Annotated in this window: 16 protein-coding genes; 11 read left to right on the top strand and 5 right to left on the bottom strand. The window is 72.8% G+C overall.

The genetic code is table 11. The features are described 5' to 3' along the window. Window positions 1-36 precede the first annotated feature (36 nt). Together ACVJO7_RS12765 and ACVJO7_RS12760 are read right to left on the bottom strand one after the other, a co-directional pair. Window positions 37-4,953, bottom strand: a complete 4,917-nt coding sequence (locus ACVJO7_RS12765) for an ATP-dependent helicase (protein ID WP_491673045.1) — start codon at window positions 4,951-4,953, stop codon at window positions 37-39. Window positions 4,954-5,013: 60 nt separating this feature from the next. Continuing rightward, complete coding sequence (locus tag ACVJO7_RS12760; protein ID WP_491673211.1) at window positions 5,014-5,523, bottom strand: hypothetical protein; 510 nt, start codon at window positions 5,521-5,523, stop codon at window positions 5,014-5,016. A 42-nt stretch (window positions 5,524-5,565) separates the two neighbouring features. Here ACVJO7_RS12760 and ACVJO7_RS12755 point away from each other — a divergent pair, with 42 nt between their 5' ends. Next, window positions 5,566-6,858, top strand: a complete 1,293-nt coding sequence (locus ACVJO7_RS12755) for an MFS transporter (protein WP_491673199.1) — start codon at window positions 5,566-5,568, stop codon at window positions 6,856-6,858. A 96-nt stretch (window positions 6,859-6,954) separates the two neighbouring features. On the opposite strand, the gene ACVJO7_RS12750 is transcribed toward ACVJO7_RS12755, so the two are convergent. Beyond that, window positions 6,955-7,116, bottom strand: coding sequence for a hypothetical protein (locus tag ACVJO7_RS12750; protein ID WP_344028187.1), 162 nt, complete (start codon window positions 7,114-7,116; stop codon window positions 6,955-6,957). 77 nt (window positions 7,117-7,193) lie between these two features. Here ACVJO7_RS12750 and ACVJO7_RS12745 point away from each other — a divergent pair, with 77 nt between their 5' ends. The 3 genes from ACVJO7_RS12745 to ACVJO7_RS12735 all read left to right on the top strand — a co-directional run bounded on the left by ACVJO7_RS12745 (window position 7,194) and on the right by ACVJO7_RS12735 (window position 9,927). Next, window positions 7,194-7,388, top strand: a complete 195-nt coding sequence (locus ACVJO7_RS12745) for a DUF3046 domain-containing protein (protein WP_344028184.1) — start codon at window positions 7,194-7,196, stop codon at window positions 7,386-7,388. 251 nt (window positions 7,389-7,639) lie between these two features. Then, window positions 7,640-8,692, top strand: a complete 1,053-nt coding sequence (gene recA, locus ACVJO7_RS12740; protein ID WP_344028181.1) for a recombinase RecA — start codon at window positions 7,640-7,642, stop codon at window positions 8,690-8,692. Window positions 8,693-8,694: 2 nt separating this feature from the next. Further along, the gene (locus ACVJO7_RS12735; protein ID WP_491673044.1) at window positions 8,695-9,927 is read left to right on the top strand and encodes a regulatory protein RecX; all 1,233 of its coding nucleotides are present in this window, start codon (window positions 8,695-8,697) and stop codon (window positions 9,925-9,927) included. Between the two features lie 58 nt (window positions 9,928-9,985). On the opposite strand, the gene ACVJO7_RS12730 is transcribed toward ACVJO7_RS12735, so the two are convergent. After that, complete coding sequence (locus ACVJO7_RS12730; RefSeq protein ID WP_491673043.1) at window positions 9,986-10,945, bottom strand: LysR family transcriptional regulator; 960 nt, start codon at window positions 10,943-10,945, stop codon at window positions 9,986-9,988. A gap of 87 nt (window positions 10,946-11,032) precedes the next feature. Between ACVJO7_RS12730 and ACVJO7_RS12725 the strand changes: the two genes are divergently transcribed. The 3 genes from ACVJO7_RS12725 to ACVJO7_RS12715 are packed head-to-tail and all read left to right on the top strand — an operon-like array spanning window position 11,033 to window position 14,485. After that, a complete protein-coding gene (locus ACVJO7_RS12725) occupies window positions 11,033-11,743 on the top strand; it encodes a succinate dehydrogenase cytochrome b subunit (RefSeq protein ID WP_491673042.1) in 711 nt (236 codons plus the stop codon). A 4-nt stretch (window positions 11,744-11,747) separates the two neighbouring features. After that, window positions 11,748-13,724, top strand: a complete 1,977-nt coding sequence (locus ACVJO7_RS12720; protein ID WP_491673041.1) for a fumarate reductase/succinate dehydrogenase flavoprotein subunit — start codon at window positions 11,748-11,750, stop codon at window positions 13,722-13,724. Between the two features lie 11 nt (window positions 13,725-13,735). Then, on the top strand, window positions 13,736-14,485 hold the full coding sequence (locus ACVJO7_RS12715) for a succinate dehydrogenase/fumarate reductase iron-sulfur subunit (RefSeq protein WP_344028166.1): 750 nt from the start codon (window positions 13,736-13,738) through the stop codon (window positions 14,483-14,485). Between the two features lie 82 nt (window positions 14,486-14,567). Here the strand turns inward: ACVJO7_RS12715 and gdhA are convergent, their stop codons facing one another. Beyond that, on the bottom strand, window positions 14,568-15,905 hold the full coding sequence (gene gdhA / locus ACVJO7_RS12710; protein WP_491673040.1) for an NADP-specific glutamate dehydrogenase: 1,338 nt from the start codon (window positions 15,903-15,905) through the stop codon (window positions 14,568-14,570). Window positions 15,906-16,191: 286 nt separating this feature from the next. On the opposite strand from gdhA, the gene sdhC reads away from it, so the two are divergent. The 4 genes from sdhC to ACVJO7_RS12690 all read left to right on the top strand — a co-directional run bounded on the left by sdhC (window position 16,192) and on the right by ACVJO7_RS12690 (window position 21,438). Continuing rightward, window positions 16,192-17,004, top strand: coding sequence for a succinate dehydrogenase subunit SdhC (gene sdhC, locus ACVJO7_RS12705; protein ID WP_344028163.1), 813 nt, complete (start codon window positions 16,192-16,194; stop codon window positions 17,002-17,004). A gap of 8 nt (window positions 17,005-17,012) precedes the next feature. Further along, complete coding sequence (locus ACVJO7_RS12700; RefSeq protein WP_491673039.1) at window positions 17,013-18,950, top strand: fumarate reductase/succinate dehydrogenase flavoprotein subunit; 1,938 nt, start codon at window positions 17,013-17,015, stop codon at window positions 18,948-18,950. Beyond that, the gene (locus tag ACVJO7_RS12695) at window positions 18,947-19,723 is read left to right on the top strand and encodes a succinate dehydrogenase/fumarate reductase iron-sulfur subunit (RefSeq protein ID WP_344028157.1); all 777 of its coding nucleotides are present in this window, start codon (window positions 18,947-18,949) and stop codon (window positions 19,721-19,723) included. The genes ACVJO7_RS12700 and ACVJO7_RS12695 overlap by 4 nt, the downstream gene beginning before the upstream one ends. A gap of 287 nt (window positions 19,724-20,010) precedes the next feature. Continuing rightward, window positions 20,011-21,438 carry an aldehyde dehydrogenase family protein gene (locus ACVJO7_RS12690; RefSeq protein WP_491673038.1) on the top strand — a complete coding sequence of 476 codons (1,428 nt, stop codon included), beginning with the start codon at window positions 20,011-20,013 and terminating at the stop codon, window positions 21,436-21,438. The last annotated feature ends 289 nt before the right edge of the window (window positions 21,439-21,727 follow it).

The raw sequence follows: 21,727 nt of genomic DNA, 5'->3' as shown, positions 1-21,727 counted from the left end.
GCGGGCCGGTCCGGCAGCCCGGGACGGCGGCGGGTGTCAGGCCCGCAGCCGCAGCCCCTTCGGCGTCACCCGGAACCCGGCCTCGGTGAGCACCTCGGACAGCTCGGAGGCCAGCGAGTCCTGTCCGTCGGCGCGCTCCACGGCGAGCGACCCGAGCCAGCCCTCGTGCACCGCTCCGGCCAGCACCTCGGCGGCGGCGCGCAGCTCGTCGCGATCGCCGGTGAACGACAGCAGCGAGCGGCCGCCGCGCTCCACGTACAGCGCGGGGACCCCGTCGACCAGGGCGACCAGCGCGCCGGCCTTGCGGCCCGGACGGTGCCGGGAGTCGCCGGTGGTGTCCGGCCACGGCAGCGCGGCGCCGTAGGGCTGGGCCGGGTCGGCCGCGGCGAGCACCACCCGGGACAGCGAGCGCCAGGCGTCCTGCACCGGGGCGGGGCGGCCGGCGGCGGCGCCGTCGAACTCGTCGTACCGGCCGGCGCCGGAGAACGCGCTGCCGCGCAGCAGGTCCGCCGGGACGTCGTCGCCGGGATCGGGGTCCGGGCCGGGGGCCGGGCCGGGGCCGCCGCCGGACGCGGCGAGCGCCCGCACCCGGTCGATCGCCCCCGGCACCGCGAACTGCGCGGCCCCCAGCCCCTCGACGATGTAGCCGCGCCGGCAGCGCCCGGACTCCTCCATCGCCCGCAGCACCTTGTACACCCCGGCGAACCCGCCGGTGACCCGCTCGGTGCCGAGCGCGCCCCGGGTCAGCACACCGTGCCGTTCCAGGAACGCCTCCGCCGCCGCGTGCGCCCGCCGGGTCGGGTCCGCCTCTCGGGCGACCGCGACCGACCAGCGGCCACCGACCGACGGCGGCCCGGCCCGGCTCGGCATCGACGGCCGCCCGGCCCGCAGCTGCGCGTACCGGCCGCGCGGCGCGCGACGGGCCGGACGGTGTGCCGCGCCGGACCGCCCGGCCGAGCCGCGCCGGTCCCCGCCGCCGGACAACCGGGCGCGCAGCGGGCCGAGCGTGTCGTTGGTCAGCGCTCCGGCCCAGACCAGGTCCCACACGGCGGCGACCACGTCGTCGTCGGACGGGGTGGGTTCGCCCTGCTCGGTGAGCGCCAGGCCGGCCCGGGTGGCGAGCTCGCGGAAGAACAGCGCCCCGCCGGCCTGCTCGGCGGCGCGGTCCGGGTCGGTCAGCGCCGCCGGATCGGACAGGCCGAGCGCGGCGAGCACCGCGGTGTGCAGCGGCGTACCCGCGGTGTCCAGGTCCGGGGCCGGGAGCAGCAGGTCCGCGACGTCGGACGGGGCCAGCGCCAGCCAGCCGTCCTGCCCGGCCAGCGCCCCGCAGCCGGCCCAGGTGACCTCGCCGGCCGCGGTCAGCTCGTCGAGCAGCGCCGGGGTGTAGCCGGGCAGCCGGGCGGGCAGGATCAGCGACTCCACCGCGCTCGCCGGGAGCGGCGTGCCGGCCAGCTGCTCGACGACGCCGAGCACGTCCTCGGCGCCGGGTGCCCGGCGGACCCGGCCGCGGCGCTCGGACCCGGACCGGACCTGCACGCCCTGCCAGGCGGGCAGGAACCGGCCCAGCGCCCGCTGCTCGACCGGCTCCACCTCGTGCCGGAGCTTCGCCAGGGACGCCCGCCGCAGCCGGCGCAGCACCTCGGCGTCGCAGAACTCGGTCTCGCTGCGCACCCCGGCCGGGACCGACGCCTGTGGCCGCAGCTCGCCCTTCACCAGCCGCCCGGTCCCGGTCAGCCGCTCCAGCACCCCGGCGACCACGGCGACCCCGAGCCCGAACCGCGCCGCGCACTCGCCGGCGGTGAAGGGGCCGTGCGTGCGGGCGTAGCGCAGCACGAGATCGCCCAGCGGGTCGGCGACCGGCTCGGTGAACGCCTCCGGCACCCCGACCGGCAGCGCCGCGCCGAGCGCGTCCCGGATCCGGCCGGCGTCCTCGATCGCGACGAACCGCTCCTCGCCGGCGATCCGCACCCGCAGCGCGCGCCGCGCGCCCGCCAGCTCGTCGAACCACGCCGGATCGACGCCGCGGGCCCGCCCGTCGGCGGCGGACAGGTCCCCGACGAAGCGGAGCAGATCGGCGGCGCCCTCGACGTCGCGGGCGTGCCGGTCCGGCGCGGTGCGCTGCAGCGCGGCCTCGACCTCGGCCAGCACCTCCGGATCGAGCAGCTCGCGGATCGCCTCCGAGCCGAGCAGCTCGGAGAGCAGCGTCGAGTCCAGCGACAGCGCCGCGGCCCGCCGCTCGGCCAGCGGGGCGTCGGCCTCGTAGAGGAACATCCCGACGTAGCCGAAGAGCAGGCTGCGCGCGAACGGCGAGGGGTGCGCCGTCTCGATCTCGGCGACCTTCACCTTCCGGGAGCCGATGTCGCCCATCAGTTCGCGCAGGCCGGGCAGGTCGTAGACGTCCTGCACGCACTCCCGCATCGCCTCGAGGGTGATCGGGAACTGCTCGAACTTCCCGGCCACCGACAGCAGCTGCGCCGAGCGCTGCCGCTGCTGCCACAGCGGGCTGCGCCGCCGCGGGTCCCGCCGGGGGAGCAGCAGTGCCCGCGCCGCGCACTCCCGGAACCGGGACGCGTACAGCGCCGAGCCGCCCAGCTCGGCCACCACGATCTGCTCGATCTCGCCGGGATCGAGCAGCACGTCCTCGGCGCCCGGGACGACCTCGGAACCGGAGTCGTCGACGGCGTCCGGCAGCCGGAGCACGATGCCGTCGTCGGCCCCGGACGCGCTCACCTCCACCCCCCGCCGCTCGCGCATCCGGGCCGCGATCGCCAGCGCCCACGGCCCGTTGACCTGGGCGCCGAACGGGGAGTGCACGACGAGCCGCCAGTCGCCCAGCTCGTCGCGGAACCGCTCGACCAGGATCGTCCGGTCGCTCGGCACGTGCCGGGTGGCCTCGCGCTGCTCGCGCAGGTAGGAGAGCAGGTTGTCCTGCGCCCACTCGTCCAGGCCGGCGGTGGCGGCCCGCTCCCGGGCGGCCCCCTCGGCGAGCCCGGACATCTCCCGCACGAACGCGCCGACCGCCCGGCCCAGCTCCAGCGGCCTGCCGATCGACTCGCCCTTCCAGAACGGCATCCGGGCGGGCACCCCGGGCGCCGGGGTGACGATCACCCGGTCGTGCGTGATGTCCTCCACCCGCCACGACGACGTGCCCAGCAGGAACGTGTCACCGACCCGGGACTCGTAGACCATCTCCTCGTCGAGTTCGCCGACCCGGGAGCCGGCCCCGTCGGCGGCGCCCGGGGTCATCACGGTGAACAGGCCGCGGTCCGGGATGGTGCCGCCGGAGGTCACCGCGAGCCGCTGGGCGCCGGGCCGGCCGCGCAGCTCGTCGGTGACCCGGTCCCAGGTGATCCGGGCGCGGAGCTCGCCGAACTCCTCGGACGGGTACCGCCCGGCGAGCATGTCCAGCACCGAGTGCAGCGCCGAGTCCGGCAGCGCCACGAACGGGGCGGCCCGGCGGACCGTGGCCGCCAGGTCGGACAGCGACCACGGCTCCATCGCCACCATCGCCACGATCTGCTGGGCCAGCACGTCGAGCGGGTTGCGCGGGTAGCGCGTCGACTCGATCGACCCGGTGGTCATCCGCTCGGCGACCACCGCGCAGGACACCAGGTCGCCCCGGAACTTCGGGAACACCACGCCCTCGGAGACCGCGCCGACCTGGTGGCCGGCCCGGCCGACCCGCTGCAGCCCGGACGCCACCGACGGCGGCGCCTCGACCTGCACGACCAGGTCCACGGCACCCATGTCGATCCCGAGCTCCAGGCTGGAGGTCGCGACCACGCAGGGCAGCAGACCGGACTTCAGCTCCTCCTCGACCAAGGTGCGCTGGTCCCGGGACATGGAGCCGTGGTGCGCCTTGGCGACGGTCGGCGCGGCGCCGCCGCCGACCCCGGACTGGCCGACCGCCTCGGCCGGGAAGACCGGCCGGTCCCCGCCCGCCGTGTCGGCCCCCGCCCGGCCGCCCGGCCCGGCCCGTTCGTCCTGCCCTGCCTGTGCTGCCTGTTCGGCCTGTTCGGCGGCCAGCTCGTTGAGCCGGGAGGTCAGCCGCTCGGCCAGCCGGCGGGAATTGCTGAACACGATCGTCGAGCGGTGCGCGCGGACCAGGCCGAGCAGCCGCTCCTCGACCGCGGGCCAGATCGAGGGCCGCTGCGCGGTGCCCGCCGCGGAGCCGACGACCTCTTCGTCGGTGCTGCCCGGTGCCGGCCGCTCGTCCAGCGCGGCGAGATCGGGAACCGGGACCTGGACCTCGACCGTGATCGTCTTCGGAGTGGCCGGCTGCACCATCTGCACCGGCCGGGTGCCGGACAGGAACGTCGACACCTCGTCGACCGGCCGGACCGTCGCGGACAGCCCGATCCGCTGCGGGGAGCCCGTGGTGATCTCCTCCAGCCGCTCCAGGGACAGCGCCAGGTGTGCACCGCGCTTGGTGCCGGCCACCGCGTGCACCTCGTCCAGGATCACCGTCGTGATCCCGCGCAACGACTCCCGGGCGGCCGAGGTGAGCAGCAGGAACAGCGACTCGGGCGTGGTGACCAGCACGTCCGGCGGGGTGCGGGCGAACTGCCGCCGCTCGTCGGCCGGGGTGTCACCGGTGCGCATCCCGACGGTGACGTCGGGCACCGGATGGCCGAGCCGTTGCGCGGCCTGCCGGATCCCGGTGAGCGGGGACCGGAGGTTGCGCTGCACGTCCACCGCGAGCGCCTTGAGCGGTGACACGTACAGCACCCGGCAGCGGTGCCGGGGCTCCTCCGGCGCCGGCCCGGTGGCCAGCCGGTCGAGCGCCCACAGGAACGCGGCGAGCGTCTTCCCGGAACCGGTGGGCGCGACGACCAGCGCGTTGCGGCCGTGCTGGGCGGCCGCCCAGGCGCCCTCCTGGGCGGCGGTGGGCGCGGCGAACGCCCCCTCGAACCATTGGCGGGTGGCGGGGGAGAAGCCGTCGAGTGCGCTCACCCGACCATCATGCGGGCGGGCACCGACAGTTTCCCGCCGAGCCCGTCTTGGGCCGCGGGGTCAGCTCGCGGTGCGGGCGTCGTCGGCGAGGGCGCGCGGCCAGATTCGGTCGTCGCCGGCCGCCCGGCCCGGGTACTCCGCGACCAGCCCGGCGACCGTCCAGACCATGGTCGGCAGGAAGTCCTCGCCGAGCGCCTCGACGTAGAGCGAGGTCTCCCGGGCGCTCGCCGGATCGACCAGCGGGGCGACGGTGTACCGGGCGCGCGCGGCGAACCGGCGGCCGAGGTGCTCGGAGACCCAGCCCAGCGCATGGTCGGCGCGCCCGTCGTCGTCGGCGAGGGCGGTGCGTGCGGCGTCGTACCAGTCGGCGAGCACCAGGAAGGCAAGCGACCAGCCCGGCGGCGTCGCCTCGTCGGGCAGCTCGTCGTCGACCGAGGTCAGCTGCCGGACGGCGAACCGCGCGGGCTCCGGCCCCGGCTCGGCGAGGGTCTCGCGGACCGCTCCCTCCAGGACGTCGGACACCAGCCGGTACGCGTCCTCGATGCCGGTCCTGTCCTTCGTCCGTGCCATCGGTGTCGTCCTTCCCACTCGTGCCGGTCGGGCGCGGAGCCTATAGGGCTGGCGCCGGACGACCGCGCGGGGCAGCATCCCGGCGTGACCGCCACGCCGCACCTGCAGGACCCCGCCCAGCGCCGGCTGCTGGTGGTGCTCGCCACCGGTCAGGTGCTCGGCGGGACGGCGGTGGCGACGTCGATCGCGGTCAGCCCGCTGGTCGCCGCCCGGCTGACCGGCTCGCCGACGGTCGGCGGGCTGGCCTCGACCGCGATCGTGCTGGGCGCCGCCGGCGCCGCGGCGGTGGTCGCCCGGATCGCCCGGCGGCGTGGTCGTCGCCCGGCGCTGACCGGGGGATACCTGATCGCGCTCGTGGGGGCGATCGGTGCGGTGATCGGGACGGCCGCCGGCGCGGCCCCGGTGTTGCTGGTGTCGCTGGTCCTGATGGGTTCCGGGACGGCCGTCGGGCTGGCGGCCCGCTACGCCGCGACCGACCTGGCGGCGCCGGACCGGGCCGGCCGGGCGTTGGCGCTGGTCGTCTGGGCGACGACGGTCGGCGCGGTCGCCGGGCCGAACCTGCTCGGCCCGCTGCAGGACGTCGCCGCCGGGCTGGGACTGGAACCGGCGGCCGGGCCGTACCTGCTGTGCGCCGCGGCGTTCGGCTGCGCACTGCTGGTGAGCTGGGCGGGACTGCGGCCCGATCCGCTCACCCGGGCCCGCGAGCTGGCCGGTGACCCGGTCCCGGAGGACGGGCGGGACCGGCCCGCGACGCCGGTCCGGACCGTGCTGCGCGGCTCCCGTCCCGCGCTGGCCGGGGCCGCCGGGATCGTGGTGGGGCACGCCGTGATGGTCGGGCTGATGTCGATGACGCCGGTGCACATGGACCACGGCGGTGCCGCGCTGAGCGTGGTCGGCTTCGTGATCAGCATGCACATCGCCGGGATGTACGCGCTGAGCCCGGTGTTCGGGTGGCTCGCCGACCGGTTCGGCGCCGCGGCGGTCCTGGCCGGTGCGACGGTGACGCTGGTCGCCGCGGCGGCGCTCTGCGCGTCCGCCGCGCCCACCGCGACCGGGGTGCTGACCGCCGGGCTGGTGCTGCTCGGTTTGGGCTGGTCGGCGGCGCTGGTCGGCGGGTCGGCGTTGCTGACGTCCGCGGTGCCGGTCACCGACCGGCCCCGGGTGCAGGGCTCGGTCGACGTGGCGATGAACCTGGCCGGTGCGGCGGCCGGCCTGGTGGCCGGGGCCGTGGTCACGGTGGCGTCCTACTCGGTGCTCGGGATCCTCGCCGCGCTGCTGACCGTGCCGTTCCTGCTGGTGGTGCTGCGCGCGGTGCCGCGCCCGGCCGCGGGCTGAGCGGTGCGGTTCTCAGCGGCCCGGCGTCACGGCCCTGCGTCGCGGCCCTGTTTCGGGGCCTGGCGTCACGGCCCGGTGTCGCGGTCCGGTGGCCGGTCAGCGCTTGCGCTGCTGGTTCCACCAGCGCAGCAGCACGAACAGCGCGGAGAGCAGGGCCAGCAGCGAGACGATCTGCCAGGCCAGCGGCGAGCCGATGCCGGTCGTCGCGAGGACCTCGTCGGCGACGTCGACGGGCGCGGCGGCAAGCAGTTCGGACATAACTCCCATCGTACCGACGGCCGGGCGATGACGGGCGGGAGCCGCGCGCCCGCGCCCCGGGGCCTACTCTCGACGGTGTGCGGATGAGCCACTTCCGGGAGTTGATGGAAGGCGAGTTCGGGGCGGTGCGGGCGTCGTCGCTGTCCCGGGACCACGTGTTCGCCGAGCTCGACGGGCAGACCGTCGAGCAGGCGATCGAGTCGGGGATCGACCTGCGCCGGGTGTGGCGCGCGGTGTGCGACGCCTACGACGTGCCCGCCGCGCGACGCTGAGCCCGGTCCGGGTGGGCCGCGACGCCGGGTGACCGTTCGGCTCCCGGGGGCATCCGGTCGGCGTGTCGCCGTGTCGGCTCGAACGCGTGTTCGGCTACCGTTCCGGGTGGGAGACCGCAGCGGTTCCCGGCGAGTTGTCCACAGCTGCCGATCCGGCCGCCGAAACTGTCAGGGGTACCCCATACCGTTGCGATGTGCCTCCCCGAAAGACAGCAGCAGGCCCCGATCGCACATCAGCGAGGAGTCAAGAGATGTCCGCTCCGGACCGCGAGAAGGCGCTCGAACTCGCCCTCGCCCAGATCGAGAAGAACCACGGCAAGGGATCGGTGATGCGCCTGGGCGACCAGACGCGCGCGCCGGTCAGTGCCATCTCCACCGGCTCCATCGCGCTCGACGTGGCGCTCGGGGTCGGCGGGATCCCGCGCGGCCGCGTGATCGAGATCTACGGCCCGGAGTCCAGCGGTAAGACCACGGTCGCGTTGCACGCCGTGGCGAACGCGCAGGCGGCGGGCGGCGTGGCGGCGTTCATCGACGCCGAGCACGCGCTCGACCCGGAGTACGCCAAGGCGCTCGGGGTGAACACCGACGAGTTGCTCGTCTCCCAGCCGGACACCGGCGAGCAGGCGCTGGAGATCGCGGACATGCTGATCCGCTCCGGCGCGCTGGACCTCATCGTCATCGACTCGGTGGCCGCGCTCGTGCCGCGCGCCGAGATCGAGGGCGAGATGGGCGACAGCCACGTCGGCCTGCAGGCCCGGCTGATGAGCCAGGCGCTGAGGAAGATCACCGGTGCGCTGAACAGCTCGGGCACCACGATGATCTTCATCAACCAGCTGCGCGAGAAGATCGGCGTGATGTTCGGGTCCCCCGAGACCACGACCGGCGGCAAGGCGCTGAAGTTCTACGCGTCGGTCCGGATGGACATCCGCCGGATCGAGACCCTGAAGGACGGCACCGACATGGTCGGCAGCCGGACCCGGGTCAAGGTCGTCAAGAACAAGGTGGCCCCGCCCTTCAAGCAGGCCGAGTTCGACGTGCTCTACGGCATCGGGATCAGCAAGGAGGGTTCGCTGATCGACGTGGGCGTCGAGCAGGGGATCATCCGAAAGTCCGGTGCCTGGTACACCTACGAGGGCGACCAGATGGGGCAGGGCAAGGAGAACGCCCGGAAGTTCCTCAAGGAGAACCCGGACGTCGCCGCCGAGGTCGAGAAGCGGATCAAGGAGAAGCTCGGGATCGGCGCCGTTCTCGACGCCGAGCAGGCCGCGCCGGTTGAGCCCCTCCCGGCCCCGGTCGACTTCTGAGCGTGCCCGGCGAGCACAACGGGTCCGCCGGCGACGGACCGCCCGGCTCCGATGGCACGGAGACCGGCGGCCCGGCCGGCTCCGGCGGCACGGCGACCGGCTGGGCCCGCACCGTCTCGCTCGACGAGCTGTTCGGTGCGAGCCCGGCGGCGGAGCGTGCGGCTGCGGACCGTCTGTCGGCCGGCGATCCGCCCGGGGATCCGTCGAGCGGTGGTCCGTCCGGTGATCCGGCTGGTGGTGGTCCGTCCGGCGGTCCCTCGGCCGGCGATCCGTGGGGCGACGCCGGTTGGCGCGCCGTCCGGCTCGTCGACCCGACCCTGGACCCGGCCACCGATGCCGCTCCCGATCCCGCCGCAGCCGGGCCGGGGGAGCCAGCAGACCGCGCCCCGGGAGGTCCGGAGCAACCCGGCGGGCCCGGGCGGGTCGTGTCGTTCGAGGAGCTGAGCGCGGAGGCCGGTGCGCCCGGCGCGCAGGCTCCCCGGATCGCCACGTTCGACGACGGACCCGGCCGCCGCGCCGCCCCCCGCGGGGCACGGCGCCGGTCCGGCGGTGGCGATCGGTCCGATCAGTCCGAGCAGCCCGGTCAGCCCGGTCAGCCCGGTCAGGCTGATCAGCTCGATCGTTCCCGGCCGGCCGAGCGCTCCGGTGCCCGGCGCCGCCGCGCGGGCGGGCCGGCTGGCGGGTCGTCGTCCGGGGGAACGCAGCGGGCCCGGACCCCGGTCGACGAGGAGGCCCGGGCGAAGGAGATCTGCCTGCGCCTGCTCACCGACCGGGCCCGCTCGGTCAAGGAGCTCGGCGATGCACTGCGCCGCAAGGAGATCCCCGACGAGGTCGCGCGGCAGGTGCTGGAGCGCTTCGACGAGGTCGGGCTGGTCGACGACAAGGCGTTCGCCGACCAGTGGGTCCGCTCCCGGCACCGGCATCGCGGACTCGGCAAGCGCGCGATCGCACTCGAGCTGCACCGCAAGGGGATCGACCGGGACACCGCGGACGAGGCCCTCACCGAGATCGACGACGACTCCGAGCGTGACCGCGCCCGCGAGCTGGTCGTGCGCCGGCTGCGCAGCATGCCCGTCGGCTCCCGCGAGCAGCGCCAGTCCGCCGCGCGCAAGCTCGTCGGGATGCTCGCCCGCAAGGGCTACGGCCCGGGGGTCGCCTACGGCGTCGTGAAGGAGGAGATCGCCGCCGCCGGCGCGGACGCCGACGAGCTCGGTGAGGCCCCGCCCGACGACTGACGGCACGGCCGGTCCGGCGCCGCAGCGCGTTGCACCGAGCCGCGCCGCGCGGCCCACCTCACCCCAGCAGCTCCCGGCCGGTCCGGTGCCGGTGCAGCACCTGGACGTCGTTCGCCCCCGACCGCAGTGAGGCCGAGGTGTCCGACATGTGCTCCAGCAGAATGTCCGCGAACGCCGTCACGGCCGGCGTCGGTGCGATGTCCACACGCCGGGCCAGCGCCACGGTCCGGTGCAGGGCCGGGGTCAGCACGGTCCGGCGCAGCCGCGGCCGCCCGATGAACACCAGATCCGGTACCACCGCGACCCCGGTGCCGGCCTCGACCATCCGGAGCACCGCGTCCATCTGGCCGCCCTCCACCGCGATCCTCGGCGTCACCCCGGCCACCGCGTACGCGCGCAGGGTCACCTCCCGCAGGTCGTAGCCCTTCCGCACCATCACCAGGTCGTGCTTGGCGAGCTCGGGGACCGAGATCGTCCGGCGCGCGGTCAGCGGGCGCCGGGCGCGCGGGGAGGCCACCGACAGCCGTTCGCGTAGCAACGGGGCGCTGTGCAGGGCCGGATCGACCCCGTCCGGCGGGACGATCACCAGCGCGATGTCCAGCTCGTTGCGGACCAGCGAGGTCTCCAGCGGCTGCGAGCCGTCCTCGGCCAGCTCGACGTGGATCTCCGGGTGCCGGGCGTGGAACACCCGCAGCACGTCCGACAGCACCCCGATGCACAGCGACGGCGTCGCACCCACCCGGACCCGCCCGCTGCGCAGCCCCACCATCTCGGCCACCGTGGCGCGCACCATGTCCGAGTCGGCCAGCATCCGCCGGGCCAGCGGCAGCACCACCTCACCGGCCGGAGTGATCGTGACGACCGAGCCACGGTTGATCAACGGAGCCCCCAGCTCCTGCTCCAGCGCCCGCAGCGACCTGCTGAGAGTGGGCTGTGCCACCCCGACCTGGTCGGCCGCACGAGTGAAGCTGCGCACGTCCGCCAGGGCGACGAAGTACATGAGCTGCTGAAGTGTCACGTGCATAGCCTACGGCTATGACAGTTGGCCGCTCGATGCATTGGACGGCCACGGGTGTTGCTAGGTCCACTGGACGCTGTGGTCACGATGTCCGACAAGTCCCGGGCGGGCGGCGCAGCCGAGCCCCGGCGTCCCCGAACGCCCAGCGCGTTCCTGAAATTCGTGATGGCGGTGAGCGGCGTCTTCCTGCTGCTCTACGTCGTCCTGCACATGATCGGTAACCTGAAGATCTTCTTCGGTCCCGAGTCGATCGACGAGTACGCGGCCTGGCTGCGCACCCTGCTCGAGCCGGCCCTGCCCTACGGCGGGATGCTGTGGATCGTCCGGGTGGTGCTGCTGGTCTCGGTGATCGCGCACATCTGGGCGGCGACCGTGCTCACGCTGCGCGCGCGGCGGGCCCGGCCGATCAAGTACGCCGGTGGCTCGCACCAGGTGAAGGGCAGCTACGCGGCCCGCACCATGCGCTGGGGCGGCGTGATCATCGTGCTGTTCGTCGTCTACCACATCCTGGACCTCACGGTCGGTGTCGCCAACCCGAACGGCGTGCACCTGGAGGCGTACAACAACATCAGCGCCGGGTTCGCTCCGGACCGCTGGTACGTCACGCTGTTCTACGCCCTCGCGGTGGTCGCGCTCGGACTGCACGTCCGGCACGGCATCTTCTCCGGGATGCAGACGCTCGGATGGTCCTCGAACACCCGGGAGCGCACCATCAAGACGGTGGCCACGGTGTTCGCCGCCGTGCTCACCCTGGGGTTCATCTCGGTGCCCCTCGCCGTCACGTTCGGAGTGGTCTGAATCCATGCCTGACAAGACTGACGCCCCCACCCACCACGTGAGCTACGCCGACTACACGGTCGGCGACCAGGTCGTCGACAAGGCCGTCCCGTCCGGCCCGATCGAGACCCGCTGGGAGCGCCGCCGGTTCGGCGTGAAGCTGGTCAACCCGGCGAACAAGCGGTCCAAGAAGATCATCGTCGTCGGGTCCGGCCTGGCCGGCGGCGCCGCGTCGGCCACCCTCGGAGAGGCCGGCTACCAGGTCAAGACGTTCTGCTACCAGGACAGCCCGCGTCGTGCCCACTCGATCGCCGCGCAGGGCGGTATCAACGCGGCGAAGAACTACCGCAACGACGGCGACAGCGTGTACAGGCTGTTCTACGACACCGTCAAGGGCGGCGACTTCCGCGCCCGCGAGTCGAACGTGCATCGGCTCGCCGAGATCAGCCGGCAGATCATCGACCAGTGCGTCGCGCAGGGCGTCCCGTTCGCCCGCGACTACGGCGGCCTGCTCGACACCCGCTCGTTCGGCGGTGTGCAGGTCTCCCGCACCTTCTACGCCCGCGGGCAGACCGGCCAGCAGCTCCTGATCGGGGCGTACCAGGCGCTGGAGCGCCAGGTCCAGGCCGGCACCGTCGAGATGTTCGCCCGGCACGAGATGCTGGAGCTGATCGTCGTCGAGGGCCGGGCGCGCGGCATCGTCGCCCGGGACATGATCTCCGGCGAGATCCAGGTGCACACCGCCGACGCGGTGGTGCTCGCCTCCGGCGGCTACGGCAACGTCTTCTACCTGTCGACGAACGCCAAGGGCTGCAACGTGACCGCGTCCTGGCGGGCGCACCGCAAGGGCGCGCTGTTCGCGAACCCCTGCTTCACCCAGATCCACCCCACCTGCATCCCGGTCTCGGGTGACCACCAGTCGAAGCTGACCCTGATGTCGGAGTCGCTGCGCAACGACGGCCGGGTCTGGGTGCCGAAGCGGCTCGGCGACGACCGCGGCCCGAACGAGATCCCGGACGACGAGCGCGACTACTTCCTGGAGCGCAAGTACCCGGCGTTCGGCAACCTGGTGCCCCGCGACATCGCGTCCCGGGCCGCCAAGGAGGTCTGCGACGAGAAGCGCGGCGTCGGACCGGGCGGGCTCGGCGTCTACCTCGACTTCGCCGACGCCATCAGCCGGCTCGGCCGCAAGGCGGTCGAGGCCAAGTACGGCAACCTCTTCGAGATGTACGAGCGGATCACCGGGGAGAACCCGTACGAGGTCCCGATGCGCATCTACCCCGCCGTGCACTACACGATGGGCGGCCTGTGGGTCGACTACGACCTGCAGTCCACCGTCCCGGGGCTCTACGTCGGCGGCGAGGCGAACTTCTCCGACCACGGCGCGAACCGGCTCGGCGCCTCGGCGCTGATGCAGGGCCTCGCCGACGGCTACTTCGTCCTCCCGGTGACGATCGGCGACTACATCGCCAAGCACAACCTGGAGCCGGTGCCCGACGACGCGCCCGAGGTCGTCGAGGCCGTGAAGTCGGTGACCGACCGGATCGACAAGTTCCTGTCGATCAACGGCACCCGGACGGTCGACTCGTTCCACCGCGAGCTCGGCCAGATCATGTGGGACTACTGCGGCATGGAGCGGACCGAGGACGGCCTGCGCAAAGCGCTGGACCGGATCCCCGAGCTGCGCCGCGAGTTCTGGAACAACGTCAAGGTGCCCGGCACCGGCGCGGAGCTCAACCAGAGCCTGGAGAAGGCCGGCCGGGTGGCCGACTTCCTCGAGCTCGGCGAGCTCATGTGCCTGGACGCGCTGGTGCGCCGCGAGTCCTGCGGCGGCCACTTCCGTGGTGAGAGCCAGACCGAGGACGGCGAGGCGCAGCGCGACGACGAGAACTTCTCCTTCACCTCGGCCTGGGAGTACACCGGCCGCGGGCAGGCGCCGGTCCTGCACAAGGAGGAGCTCGTCTTCGAGTACGTGCACCCGACCCAGCGCAGCTACAAGTAAGGCGAGCAGACGTGAAACTGACTCTGAAGGTCTGGCGGCAGCGCGACGCGGTCGACAAGGGCCGGCTGTCCACCTACGAGGTCGACGCGGACGAGGACATGTCGTTCCTCGAGATGCTCGACGTGCTCAACGAGCGGCTGATCCTGGCCGGCGACGAGCCCGTCGCGTTCGACCACGACTGCCGTGAGGGCATCTGCGGCGCCTGCAGCATGGTGATCGACGGCCAGCCGCACGGCCCGCAGCGCGCGACCACCACCTGCCAGCTGCACATGCGGCACTACTCCGACGGCGACACGATCGTCGTCGAGCCGTTCCGGTCCGGTTCGTTCCCGGTGATCAAGGACCTGGTCGTCGACCGGGGCGCCTTCGACAAGATCATCCAGGCCGGCGGCTACGTCTCGGTGAACACCGGGTCGGCGCCGGAGGCGAACGCGAACGCGGTGCCGAAGGCGCACGCCGACCGCTCGTTCGCCGCGGCGAACTGCATCGGCTGCGGTGCCTGCGTGGCGGCCTGCCCGAACGGGTCGGCGTCGCTGTTCCTGGGCGCCAAGCTGACCCACCTGGGGGAGCTGCCGCAGGGCCAGCCGGAGCGCTACGACCGCGTCGTCAACATGGTCGAGATGCACGAGGACGCCGGTTTCGGCGGCTGCACCAACACCGGTGCCTGCGCCGTGGCCTGCCCGAAGGAGATCCCGCTCGACGTGATCTCGCAGCTCAACCGCGACTACCTCGCCGCGACGGTGGGTGGCCGCAAGAAGTGACACCGTCCGTCCGGGTGCGCAAGCTGTTCCGCGCCCGGACGGCGGCTCGCCGGGCGGGGGACCGCCGGGCGGGGCCGCGCGCTCAGACCAGGCCGAGCGCCAGCATCGCCTCGGCGACCCGGGCGTAGCCGGCGATGTTCGCCCCGGCCACGTAGTCGCCGGGACGGCCGTACTCCTCGGCAGTGGTGTGGCACCGGTCGTGCAGGTCGTTCATGATGTCGCGCAGCCGGTTCTCCGAGTACTCGAAGGTCCAGGAGTCACGCGAGGCGTTCTGCTGCATCTCCAGCGCGGACGCGGCGACGCCGCCGGCGTTCGCGGCCTTGCCCGGGGCGAAGATCACCCCGGCGTCCCGCAGGACGCGCACGCCGTCCGGCGTCGTCGGCATGTTCGCACCCTCGCCGACGAGCAGGCAGCCGTTCCCGGCCAGCGCCCGTGCCCCGTCGGCGTCCAGCTCGTTCTGGGTGGCCGAGGGCAGCGCGACCTGGCAGGGGATCTCCCAGATCGACCGGTCGGCGGAGAACTCGGCGTGCCCGACCTCGTCGGCGTAGGCGCTGATCCGCTCCCGGCGGACCTGCTTGACGTCCTTGAGCAGCTCCAGGTCGATCCCCTTCGGGTCGTGCACGACGCCGGCGGAGTCGGACACCGCCACCACCCGGCCACCGAGCTGGTGCACCTTCTCCACGGCGTACACGGCGACGTTCCCGGAGCCGGAGACGACGACGTCCTTGCCCTCCAGCGAGTCCCCGCGGATCTCCAGCGCCCGCTGCGCGAAGTAGGTGCAGCCGTAGCCGGTGGCCTCCCGGCGGACCTGCGCGCCGCCGTAGGCGAGCGCCTTGCCGGTGAGCACGCCGGACTCGTAGCGGTTGGTGATCCGCTTGTACTGCCCGAACAGGTAGCCGAGCTCGCGGGCGCCGACGCCCATGTCCCCGGCCGGGACATCGGTGTGCTCGCCCAGGTGCCGGTAGAGCTCGGTCATGAAGCTCTGGCAGAAGCGCATGACCTCGCGATCGGACCGGCCGCGCGGGTCGAAGTCCGAACCGCCCTTGGCGCCGCCGATCGGCAGCCCGGTCAGCGCGTTCTTGAACACCTGCTCGAAGCCGAGGAACTTGACCGTCCCCAGCAGCACCGTCGGGTGGAAGCGCAGCCCACCCTTGAACGGCCCGAGTGCGCTGTTGAACTCGACCCGGAAGCCGCGGTTGATGTGGATGTCGCCGCCGTCGTCCTCCCACGGCACCCGGAAGATGATCTGCCGCTCGGGCTCGCAGATCCGTTCGACGATCCGCGCCTGCGCGTACTCCGGGTGCTTGTCCACCGCCGGACCGATGCTCTCGAGCACCTCCCGGACGGCCTGGTGGAACTCCGACTCCCCGGGGTTGCGGTCCAGGACCCGCTCGTGGATCGACTCCAGTGTGGCGTGCATCGGCTTGCCCTGCGCTCCTCCCGGCCCGCGCCCACCGCGGCCCGTCGCCATCAGAACATTCACGAGGACATAACGCGGGGCGGACTCGGTCACACTCGATGAGCGCCCCGGCACTGTGAGGCGCGTCTCGATACGGGGGTTGATCCCGAGGTCGACGTAGATCACATGTGAGCTGGGTCGTACCCTCTTGCAGGTCGCGCCATTGCGTGACGACGACAGAGGACACGGCGCCGTGTCCGGGACCCGATCGGGCCGCGGTGCCGCGAGACGACAGGAGTCCCCGCGCGTGTCATCCACCACTGACACCAGCGGCAGCCCCGGTGCAGGCCGGGCCACGATCGCCGCGCGCACGCTGCGCACCGACCGCTGGTGGCTGCCACCGCTCGCGACGTTCGTCGCCTTCGTGGCGTGGGTCGCCTACGCGACCGTCCGGGCGTTCATGCAGCAGTACTACTACGTCGAGGAGTACGGCTACCTGACGCCGTTCTACTCGCCGTGTGTCTCGGTGGGCTGCATCCCGGAGGCGTCGCACTTCGGCCAGTTCACCCCGGACGTCTGGTGGCTGCCCTACGCGGCGGTCTCGCTGCCGTTCCTGCTGCTGTTCCGGCTGACCTGCTACTACTACCGCAAGGCCTACTACCGGGCGTTCTGGCTGTCCCCGCCGGCCTGCGCGGTCGCCGAGCCGCACCGCCGCTACACCGGCGAGACCCGGTTCCCGCTGCTGCTGCAGAACGCGCACCGCTACTTCTTCTACATCGCCGGCCTGATCACCCTGATCAACGCCTACGACGCGGTCGCCGCCTTCAGCAAGCCCGGCGGCGGGTTCGGGCTCGGGCTGGGCAACATCATCCTGGTCGCCAACGTCGTGCTGCTGTTCGGCTACACGCTGTCCTGCCACTCCTGCCGCAGCGTGGTCGGCGGGCGGTTGAACCACTTCTCCAGGCACCCGGTCCGCTACCGGCTCTGGGGTTGGGTGTCGAAGCTGAACACCCGGCACATGGCCTACGCCTGGGCGACCCTGGCGAGCCTGGCGCTGACCGACTTCTACGTGATGGCCGTCTCCGCCGGCTGGATCACCGACCTGCGGATCGTGGGGTGAGCTCGGACATGACCGACGAGCAGATCGAACGGCACGACTACGACGTCGTCGTCATCGGCGCCGGCGGCGCGGGGCTGCGCGCCGCGATCGAGGCCCGGCTGCAGGGCAAGCGCACCGCGATCATCTCCAAGTCGCTGTTCGGCAAGGCGCACACGGTGATGGCCGAGGGCGGCTGCGCGGCGTCGATGGGCAACGCCAACCCGAACGACAACTGGTCGGTGCACTTCCGCGACACGATGCGCGGCGGGAAGTTCCTCAACAACTGGCGGATGGCCGAGCTGCACGCCACCGAGGCCCCGGACCGGGTCTGGGAGCTGGAGACCTACGGCGCGCTGTTCGACCGCACGAAGGACGGCAAGATCAGCCAGCGGAACTTCGGCGGGCACACCTACCCGCGGCTGGCGCACGTCGGCGACCGCACCGGGCTGGAGATGATCCGCACCCTGCAGCAGAAGGTCGTCTCGCTGCAGCAGGAGGACTTCGCCGAGACCGGCGACCACGAGTCCCGGATCCGGGTGTTCCACGAGTGCACCATCACCGAGCTGTTCACCACCGCCGACGGCGACGGGCCGCCCGCCATCTCGGGCTGCTTCGGCTACTTCCGCAACGACGGCCGGTTCGTCCGGTTCGACGCCCCGGCGATCGTGCTCGCCACCGGCGGCGTCGGGAAGAGCTACTCGGTCACCTCGAACTCCTGGGAGTACACCGGTGACGGTCACGCGCTGGCCCTGCGGGCCGGCGCGACCCTGATCAACATGGAGTTCCTTCAGTTCCACCCGACCGGGATGGTCTGGCCACCGTCGGTGAAGGGAATCCTGGTCACCGAGTCGGTCCGCGGCGACGGCGGCGTGCTGCGCAACTCCGACGGCGTGCGGTTCATGTTCGACTACATCCCGGACGTGTTCAAGGAGCAGTACGCGACCTCGGAGGAGGAGGGCGACCGCTGGTACACCGATCCGGACAACAACCGGCGCCCGCCGGAACTGCTGCCCCGGGACGAGGTGGCCCGCGCGATCAACTCCGAGGTCAAGGCCGGCCGGGGGACCCCGCACGGCGGCGTCTACCTCGACGTCTCCACCCGGCTCAAGCCGGAGGAGATCCTCAAGCGGCTCCCGTCGATGCACCACCAGTTCAAGGAGCTGGCCGACGTCGACATCACGAAGGAGCCGATGGAGGTCGGCCCGACCTGCCACTACGTGATGGGCGGGGTCGAGGTCGAGCCGGACACCGCGATGTCGCGGGTGCCCGGCCTGTTCGCGGCCGGTGAGGTCGCGGGCGGGATGCACGGTTCCAACCGGCTCGGCGGCAACTCGCTGTCCGATCTGCTGGTCTTCGGCCGCCGGGCCGGGCTGCACGCCGCCCGGCACACCGACCGCGGCCGGCCCGCGGTGCAGGAGCCCGACGTGGCGGAGGCCCTCCAGCGGGCGCTGCTGCCGTTCTCCACCTCCACCGAGGGCGGCGAGAACCCGTTCGTCGTGCAGCAGGAGCTGCAGAAGACGATGCACGAGCTGGTCGGCATCATCCGCAAGGGCGACGAGATGGAGCTCGCGCTCAAGAAGCTGGAGGACATCGCCACCCGGACCCGCACCGTCTCGGTGGAGGGCCACCGCCGGTTCAACCCGGGCTGGCACCTCGCGCTGGACCTGCGGAACATGCTGCTGGTCTCGCTGTGCGTGGGGAAGGCGGCCCTGGAGCGCCAGGAGTCGCGCGGCGGCCACACCCGCGACGACTACCCGGTGATGGACTCCGACTGGCGGCACGTGCTGCTGGTCTGCAGCGCACTGGGTGAGGACGGGATCGAGCTCACCCGCCAGGAGCAGGTCCCGATGCGGCCGGACCTGTTCGACCTGTTCGAGCTCGACGAGCTGAAGAAGTACTACACCGGCGAGGAGCTGGGCGGTCACCGCGCGGGCACCGGCTCCGGTCCCGGGGAGGGCCAGGCATGACCAGCACCGAGAAGGGCACCCACCTCCAGCACTTCCGGGTCTGGCGCGGTGACGACACCAAGGGCGAGCTCGTCGACTACCCGGTCGAGGTGAACGAGGGCGAGGTCGTCCTCGACATCATCCACCGGCTGCAGGCCACCGAGGCGAACGACCTCGCGGTGCGCTGGAACTGCAAGGCCGGCAAGTGCGGCTCCTGCTCGGCCGAGATCAACGGCCGGCCCCGGCTGCTGTGCATGACCCGGATGAACACCTTCGCCGAGGACGAGATCGTCACGGTGACGCCGCTGCGGACGTTCCCGGTGATCCGGGACCTGGTGACCGACGTGTCGTTCAACTACACCAAGGCCCGGGAGATCCCGTCGTTCACCCCGCCGGAGGGGCTGGAACCGGGGGAGTACCGGATGCAGCAGGTCGACGTCGAGCGGAGCCAGGAGTTCCGCAAGTGCATCGAGTGCTACCTGTGCCAGAACACCTGCCACGTGGTCCGCGACCACGAGGAGAACAAGGAGGCGTTCGCCGGGCCGCGGTACCTGATGCGGGTGGCCGAGCTGGACATGCACCCGCTCGACGCGCACGGCAACCGGGCCGCCGAGGCGCAGGAGGAGCACGGGCTGGGCTTCTGCAACATCACCAAGTGCTGCACCGAGGTCTGCCCCGAGCACATCAAGATCACCGACAACGCGCTGATCCCGATGAAGGAACGGGCGGTCGACCGCAAGTACGACCCGCTCGTGTGGCTGGGGGACAAGATCTTCCGCCGCAAGGACTCCTGATCCGGCCCGGCGGGTGACCGATCGGCACCCGCCGCCCGGCACCCGGGTCCACGGCCCCCGGACGACGTCGTCCGGGGGCCGTCCCGTGCCCGCACCCGGCTTGACGACCGGAGCCGGACCTGCCTAGGGTTAGAATCGATTCTAATTCAGGTGTACCCGCCCTGCCCTGGTCAGGGTCGAGCGCCGCATCCCTCCGAAGTACCGGTTCGACCTGCTGTGATCCTGCGTCCGCGGGACCGTGAGCAGGTTCGTCCGGTCCTCCGGTCGTTGCACAACCGGGAGCTTCCGTGCAGAAGGCAGATCGTTTCTACATCGACGGGAGCTGGGTCGAACCGACCGGCTCCGCCACCGCCGACGTCGTGGACCCGTCGACCGAGCGGCCGGTCGCGACGGTCGCGCTGGGGACCGCGCAGGACGTGGACCGTGCGGTCGCCGCCGCGCGGGCGGCGTTCGGGCCGTTCTCCCGGACGACGACGGCCGAGCGGATCGCGCTGCTGGAGCGGATCGTCGCGGTCTACCAGCGGCGCTCCGACGAGCTCGCCGCGACCCTGACCGCCGAGATGGGCGCCCCGGTCGCGCTGGCCTCGACCGCCCAGGTCGGCGCCGGGCTCGGGCAGTTCACCTCGACGCTGGACGCGTTGCGCGGCTTCGAGTTCGAGCAGCGGCGCGGATCCACCCTGATCCGCCACGAGCCGATCGGCGTGTGCGGGCTGATCACCCCGTGGAACTGGCCGCTGCTGCTCATCGCGGCGAAGGTGGCACCGGCGCTGGCGGTCGGCGCCACGATGGTGCTCAAGCCCTCCGAGCTGGCCCCGTGCAACGCCGCGCTGCTCGCCGAGATCCTGGACGAGGCCGGCGTCCCGGCGGGCGTGTTCAACCTGGTGCACGGGGACGGCCCGGGCGTCGGCGCCGCGCTCGGCGCGCATCCCGGCGTCGACATGGTCTCCTTCACCGGATCGACCCGGGCCGGAATCGAGGTCGCCCGCGCCGCAGCGCCCACCGTGAAGCGGGTCGCCCAGGAGCTCGGCGGCAAGTCCGCCAACATCCTGCTCGACGACGCCGACCTGGTCACCGCCGTGCCGCGGGACCTGGCCGCGGTGTTCGCCAACTCCGGCCAGTCCTGCAACGCGGGCACCCGCTGGCTGGTGCCGTGGGACAAGGTCGCCGAGGTGGAGCGGCTCGCGGCCGCCGCGGCGGACGCCACCGTCGTCGGGCCGCCGCAGTCCGACGGCGTCGCGCTCGGCCCGCTGGTCTCGCAGGCCGGCTACGACAAGGTGCAGCGGCTGCTCGCGAGCGCCGTCGAGGAGGGGGCGCGGATCGTCGCCGGCGGCCCGGGCCGCCCGGACGGGCTGGACGTGGGCTGGTACGTGCGGCCGACCGTGGTCAGCGACGTGCGCAACGACATGCGGATCGCCCGCGAGGAAATCTTCGGCCCGGTCGTCACGATCACCGGCTACGCCGACGAGGACGAGGCCGTGCGGCTGGCCGACGACACCGACTACGGGCTCGCCGGGTTCGTCTCGTCGGCCGATCCGGAGCGGGCCAGGGCGGTGGCGCGCCGGTTGCGCACCGGGATGGTGCACGTGAACGGGGCCGGCCTGGACTTCGCCGGGGCGTTCGGCGGCTACAAGCAGTCCGGGAACGGCCGCGAGTACGGCGACTTCGGCATGCGCGAGTACCTCGAGGTGAAGACCGTCTTCGGCTACGGCGACTGACGAACAGCGCCGGACGACGCCGGACGACGCCGGACGACGCCGGACAATACAGCCCAGCTAGAATGCTTTATATCGCTGCTCCGGCGATGATCTGCCGGCGGCCCGGCCGGTCAACCGTGCCCGGCCGCGGGCGCCCCGGGAAGCCGGAAACATCGTCGTCAGTCCTGGTCACGTGCAGGAAAGCCGGGTGCCTGCCGGATCCTTCGGGCGGCACCGCCGAGAACGACCGGGCAGCCGTCCGGCGCTTGACGACCGGCGAACACTCTGGCTATATAGAAACGTCTCAACC

This window comes from Pseudonocardia sp. DxW (assembly GCF_058448985.1).
The sequence above is the reverse complement of the archived record's forward strand: the minus strand, read 5'-3'. Positions and strand labels throughout refer to the sequence as shown.